We start from the raw sequence: 6,019 nt of genomic DNA on the forward strand, positions 1-6,019 counted from the left end.
GATGAGGGTCTCCACGATCTTCGACTCGGGGACGGTCTTGATGACCTCGCCCTTCACGAAGATCTGGCCCTTGCCGTTGCCGGAGGCGACGCCGAGGTCGGCCTCGCGGGCCTCGCCCGGGCCGTTCACGACGCAGCCCATGACGGCGACGCGCAGCGGGACGGTCATGCCGTCGAGGCCGGCGGTGACCTCCTCGGCCAGCTTGTAGACGTCGACCTGGGCCCGGCCGCAGGACGGGCAGGAGACGATCTCCAGGCGGCGCTGGCGCAGGTTGAGCGACTCCAGGATCTGGATGCCGACCTTGATCTCCTCGGCCGGCGGCGCGGAGAGGGAGACCCGGATGGTGTCGCCGATGCCCTCCGCGAGCAGCGCGCCGAAGGCCACGGCCGACTTGATGGTGCCCTGGAACGCGGGGCCCGCCTCGGTGACGCCGAGGTGCAGCGGGTAGTCGCACTGGGCGGCGAGCTGGCGGTAGGCGTTGACCATCACGACCGGGTCGTTGTGCTTGACCGAGATCTTGATGTCGCGGAAGCCGTGCTCCTCGAAGAGGGACGCCTCCCAGAGGGCGGACTCGACGAGCGCCTCGGGGGTGGCCTTGCCGTACTTCTGGAGCAGTCGGCGGTCGAGGGAGCCCGCGTTGACGCCGATGCGGATGGGAACGCCCGCGTCCCCGGCCGCCTTGGCGATCTCCTTGACCTTGTCGTCGAACTGCTTGATGTTGCCCGGGTTGACCCGGACGGCCGCGCAGCCGGCGTCGATGGCCGCGAAGACGTACTTCGGCTGGAAGTGGATGTCCGCGATGACCGGGATCTGCGACTTCTTCGCGATCGTCGCGAGGGCGTCGGCGTCGTCCTGCGTCGGACAGGCCACCCGGACGATCTGGCAGCCGGAGGCGGTCAGCTCGGCGATCTGCTGGAGCGTCGCGCCGATGTCGGAGGTGCGGGTCGTGGTCATCGACTGCACCGAGACGGGTGCGTCGCCGCCGACGGCCACGCTGCCGACCTGGATCTGACGGCTCTTGCGCCGCTCGGCGAGCCGGGTCGGGACGGTAGGGATACCGAGAGAAATCGCGGTCATCTGTAGTGCAACCTCAAGGTTGTGCGTCGGCGGGCTCAGGTCTCCGAGGTTACCGCCCCGGGCGCGGGGGGCCTGACAGCGCCGGGCGCGGCCGGCCCCCCGGGAGTGCTACGTGATCTTCACCGGGTTGACGATGTCGGCGGCGAGGACGAGCAGGGTGAAGCAGACGAAGACGCCGGCCACCACGTAGGCGGCGGGCATCAGCTTGGCCACGTCGAACGGGCCGGGGTCGGGCCGCCGGAAGATCCGGGCCGTGTGGCGGCGTACGGACTCCCAGAGGGCGCCCGCGATGTGACCGCCGTCGAGCGGCAGCAGCGGGAGCATGTTGAACAGGAACAACGACACGTTGAACATGACCAGCAGGTTCATGAACATCACGAGGATCGTCGTGGGCGGTGCCTCGACGGTCATGAGCTCGCCGGTGATGCGGGCGGCGCCGACGACGCCGACGGGCGAGTCCTCGGCGCGTTCGCCGTCGCCGAAGGTGGCGTCCCACAGGCCAGGGATCTTGCCGGGCAGGGCGATGACGGAGTGGACGCCGTTCTCCAGGAGGCCGGTCATGCGCTCGGTGGTCTCGCCGAAGGTGAGGGGGGCGACCTCGGACTTCGGCTGGAAGCCGAGGTAGCCGGCGTCGACGTACTCGACCGGCCGGACGACGTTGCCGTCCTCGTCCTTCTTCTCGACCTTGTTGGTGACGAGGCTCGGGTGGAGGTCCATCCGCTGCCCGTCCCGCTCGATGGTGAGGGTGGCGGGGCCGAAGGTGCCGCGGATGCGCTCGGAGAGGGTGTCCCAGTCGGGGACGGCGTGCCCGTTGAGGGCGAGGATCCGGTCGCCCTCCTTCAGGCCGGCCGCGTGGGCCGGGGAGACGGGGTCGTCGCTCCGGCAGGCCTCCCGGTTCTCGTTCTGCTTCAGGACGCACTTCTGGACGCCGGCGACGGTGGTCGTCGGTCCTTCGATGCCCAGGGTCATCATCGAGCCGAAGAACAGCGCGACCGCGAGGACCAGGTTCATGAACGGTCCGGCGAACATGACGATGACGCGCTTCCACGGCTTGCGCGTGTAGAACAGCCGCTTCTCGTCACCGGGCTGGAGCTCCTCGAAGGAGGCCTCGCGGGCGTCCTCGATCATGGAGCGCCAGGGCGAGGTGGAACGCGCCTCGATCTTGCCGTCGTCGCCGGGCGGGAACATGCCGATCATGCGGATGTACCCGCCGGCGGGGATGGCCTTGATGCCGTACTCGGTCTCGCCGCGCTTCCTCGACCAGATCGTGGGGCCGAAGCCGACCATGTACTGCGGCACGCGGATGCCGAACAGCTTGGCCGTGGAGAGGTGGCCGAGCTCGTGCCAGGCGATCGAGACGAGCAGGCCGAGCGCGAACAGCACGAGGCCGAGAACGTACAGGAGCACTTCGGTCATGCGCGCGCCTCCGCGGTTGCCTTCGCTGCGAGTTCACGGGCCCGGGCCCGGGCCCAGGTCTCCGCTTCCAGGACGTCCGACACCGTGAGCGAGGTTCCCCGCGCGGGGGCGCCGTGCTCGGTGACGACAGCGGTGACCGTATCCATGATTCCGTTGAACGGCAGCCGGCCGCCGAGAAACGCCTCCACGCACTCCTCGTTGGCCGCGTTGAAGACGGCGGGGGCGGTGCCGCCCAGCTCGCCCACGTGGCGGGCGAGGCCGACGGACGGGAAGGCCTCGGTGTCGAGCGGGAAGAACTCCCAGGTGGAGGCCTTGCTCCAGTCGAAGGCGGGGGCCGCGTCGGGGACCCGCTCGGGCCAGCCGATGCCGATGGCGATCGGGCCGCGCATGTCGGGCGGGGTGGCCTGGGCGAGCGTGGAGCCGTCCGTGAACTCGACCATCGAGTGGACGTACGACTGGGGGTGGACGACGACCTCGATGCGGTCGAAGGGGATGTCGTAGAGCAGGTGGGCCTCGATGACCTCCAGGCCCTTGTTCACCAGGGTGGCGCTGTTGACGGTGATGACCGGTCCCATGGCCCAGGTGGGGTGGGCCAGCGCGTCCTCGCGGGTGACGTGGGCCAGTTCCGCGCGGGTACGGCCGCGGAAGGGGCCGCCGGAGGCGGTGACGACCAGCTTGCGGACGTCCGCGCGGGTGCCGGCGGCGAGGGCCTGGAAGAGGGCCGCGTGCTCGGAGTCGACCGGGATGATCTGGCCCGGCTTGGCGAGCGCCTTCACCAGCGGGCCGCCGACGATCAGCGACTCCTTGTTGGCGAGGGCGAGGGTGCGGCCGGCCTCCAGGGCGGCGAGGGTCGGCGCGAGGCCGATGGAACCGGTGATGCCGTTGAGGACCGTGTGGCACGGGGAGGCGGCCACCTGGGTGGCGGCGTCCGGCCCGGCGAGGAGCTCGGGCAGCGGCTCGGAGCCGTACAGCGCCGTGAGGGCCTCGCGCAGGACGGGCAGCGCCTCCTCGCGGGCCACGGCGACCGTCCCGACCCTCAGCCGGTGCGCCTGCTCGGCCAGCAGGCCGATCCGGCCGCCGGAGGCGGCCAGGGCGGTGACCCGGAAGCGGTCGGGGTGACGCAGCACCAGGTCGATGGCCTGCGTGCCGATGGACCCGGTCGAGCCGAGGACGACGATGTCCCGGCGTCCTTCGGACAGGTCGAAGGCCGTGTGCGGGTCGGCGAGAGGAGAGGGGCGGTCGCTCATGCACCCCATTCTCACCGCAAAGGGCGCGGGGACTTCACGCCAGGTCCGGCGCGGCCCCGCGGAACGCGGCGAAGACCTGGTGGAAGCGGGGGAACGTCTTCTTGACGCAGCCGGGGTCGTCGAAGGTGATCCCGGGCGTGCGCAGGCCGGTGACGGCGAAGGACATGGCGATGCGGTGGTCGCCGTGGGTGGCGATCGTGGCCGGTCCGGTGGGGGTGCCGGGGTGGATCTCGATCCAGTCGGGGCCGGTGCGGACGGTGATGCCGAGGCGGCGCAGGTTCCCGGCGCAGGCGTCCAGCCGGTCGCACTCCTTGACCCGGGTGTTGGCGACGTCCTCGATGCGGACCGGGCCGTCGGCGAAGGGGGCGATCGCGGCGAGGGTCGGCATGGTGTCGGAGATGTCGCGCATGTTCACGGTGAGGCCGCGCAGGGTGCCGGTGGAGCGGACGGTGGTCCCCGCGGCCCCGACCGTCACGTCGGCGCCCATGCGGCGCAGGACGCCGGTGAAGGCGAGGTCGCCCTGGAGGGCGCCGGTGCCGAGGCCGGGGACGGTGACGGAGCGGCCCGGTTCGAGGGCGGCGGCGGCGAAGAAGTAGCTCGCGGTGGAGGCGTCGGGCTCGACGGCGTAGGTCCTGGCCCGGTAGCCGGTGGGGGCGACGGAGTACGTACGGCCCTGGCGGCGGACCTCGGCGCCGAAGTCCCGCATCATCGCGAGGGTGATCTCGACGTACGGCTCCGAGACGAGGTCGGTGACGGTGATGTCGAGGCCCTCGGCGGTCAGCGGGCCGAGCAGGAGCAGGGCCGTCAGGTACTGGGAGGACTGCCCCGCGTCGAGGGTGAGCGCGCCGCCCCTGACGCCGCCGGCGTGCACGGTGAGCGGGTGGTGGCCCTCGCGGGCGCCGTGCCGGAGGTCGACGCCGAGGCCGCGCAGCGCGGTGGTGAGGGGGCCGAGGGGGCGGCGGCGCATCTGGGCGGAGGCGTCGAAGCGGTAGGTGCCCCGGCCGGTGGCGGCGAGGGCGGGCAGGAAGCGGGCCGTGGTGGCGCCGTCGCGGCAGTGGACCTCGGCGGTGTCCGTGCCGGGGCCGCCGGGGCGGCCCTCGACGTACCAGGCGTCCGGCTCGCGGCGGACGGCGTACCCGAGGGCGGTGAGGCCCTCGGCGAAGCCCTCGGTGTCGTCGGAGACGAGCGGCCGCAGGAGGGTGGTGGTGCCCTCCGCGGCGGCGGCGAGGAACAGCGCGCGGGCGGTGACGGACTTGGAGCCGGGGATGTCGATGACGGTCACGGCGTCATCCTGCTGGGCGGGGCGGCCGTGGTGGGCGGGCGTTCCGGATGGCGGACCGCCCGCCCGTGCGGGGGGCTCAGGGGAGCGTGCGCCGGACGTTCTCCACCCGCGACGGCCCGGGGGCGGCGTCGGCGATCCAGGGCCCGTCGCCGCTGGGGTCGACGACGCCCGCCTCCAGCCAGGTGTAGCGGCCGGCGAGGACGCCGTCGACGATCCGCCGGTCGACCTCGTCGGTGTTGGACCAGAGGCGGCCGAAGAGTTCCTCGACGCGCAGCCGGGCCTGGCGGCAGAAGGCGTCCGCGAGGCGGTACGCCTCGGGACCGTGGTCGCCGGTGGTGCGCAGCAGTTCGGCGCGGACGCAGGCGGCGCTCATCGCGAAGAGTTCCGCGCCGATGTCCACGATCCGGCCGAGGAAGGCCTGCTTGAGCTCCATGCGGCCCTGCCAGCGGGACATGGCGTAGAAGGTGGAGCGGGCCAGCTTGCGGGAGGTCCGCTCGACGTACCGCAGGTGGCCGGCGAGGGGGCCGAACTCCCCGTACGCGCCGGGCCGCTGTCCGGGCCCGGTGACCAGGCCGGGGAACCAGCGGGCGTAGAAGCCGCCGGCCCGCGCGCCGGCCCGCGCCTTCTCGGCGAGGGTCCGGTCGGGGTCGATGAGGTCGCCGGCGACGGAGAGGTGGGCGTCGACGGCCTCCCGGGCGATCAGCAGGTGCATGATCTCGGTGGAGCCCTCGAAGATCCGGTTGATCCTGAGGTCGCGCAGCAGCTGCTCGGCGGGGACGGCCCGTTCGCCGCGGGCGGCGAGGGAGTCGGCGGTCTCGTAGCCGCGGCCGCCGCGGATCTGGACGAGTTCGTCGGCGATGCGCCAGGCCGTCTCGGAGCCGTACAGCTTGGCGAGGGCGGCCTCGATGCGGATGTCGTTGCGGTTGTCGTCGGCCATCTGGGAGGCGAGGTCGACGACGGCCTCCAGGGCGAAGGCGGTGGCCGCCATGAAGGAGAT

At 72.4% G+C, this 6,019-nt stretch carries 5 protein-coding genes; all 5 read right to left on the reverse strand.

What is annotated here, in order from left to right; genetic code table 11:
- The coding region (gene ispG, locus RIF68_RS24285; protein ID WP_309053421.1) for a flavodoxin-dependent (E)-4-hydroxy-3-methylbut-2-enyl-diphosphate synthase at positions 1–1,077 on the reverse strand (1,077 nt) is incomplete at its 3' end.
- A 108-nt stretch (positions 1,078–1,185) separates the two neighbouring features.
- A complete protein-coding gene (locus tag RIF68_RS24290) occupies positions 1,186–2,493 on the reverse strand; it encodes a site-2 protease family protein (protein WP_309053422.1) in 1,308 nt (435 codons plus the stop codon).
- Complete coding sequence (gene dxr, locus RIF68_RS24295) at positions 2,490–3,740, reverse strand: 1-deoxy-D-xylulose-5-phosphate reductoisomerase (RefSeq protein ID WP_309053423.1); 1,251 nt, start codon at positions 3,738–3,740, stop codon at positions 2,490–2,492. Before dxr ends, RIF68_RS24290 begins: the two co-directional genes overlap by 4 nt.
- 34 nt (positions 3,741–3,774) lie before the next feature.
- The gene (aroA, locus tag RIF68_RS24300; RefSeq protein ID WP_309053424.1) at positions 3,775–5,022 is read right to left on the reverse strand and encodes a 3-phosphoshikimate 1-carboxyvinyltransferase; all 1,248 of its coding nucleotides are present in this window, start codon (positions 5,020–5,022) and stop codon (positions 3,775–3,777) included.
- A 76-nt stretch (positions 5,023–5,098) separates the two neighbouring features.
- Positions 5,099–6,019 (reverse strand): acyl-CoA dehydrogenase family protein (locus tag RIF68_RS24305; RefSeq protein WP_309053425.1); only part of this gene is annotated, 921 nt, incomplete at its 5' end.

Origin of the sequence: Streptomyces sp. (genome assembly GCF_031178505.1) — a bacterium.
In the GTDB taxonomy this organism is placed as follows: domain Bacteria; phylum Actinomycetota; class Actinomycetes; order Streptomycetales; family Streptomycetaceae; genus Streptomyces; species Streptomyces gulbargensis.

Excerpts from the sequence above, each read along its gene's own strand:
- RIF68_RS24290 (WP_309053422.1), bottom strand. The coding sequence starts at position 2,493 with ATGACCGAAGTGCTCCTGTACGTTCTCGGCCTCGTGCTGTTCGCGCTC.
- dxr (WP_309053423.1), bottom strand. The coding sequence starts at position 3,740 with ATGAGCGACCGCCCCTCTCCTCTCGCCGACCCGCACACGGCCTTCGAC.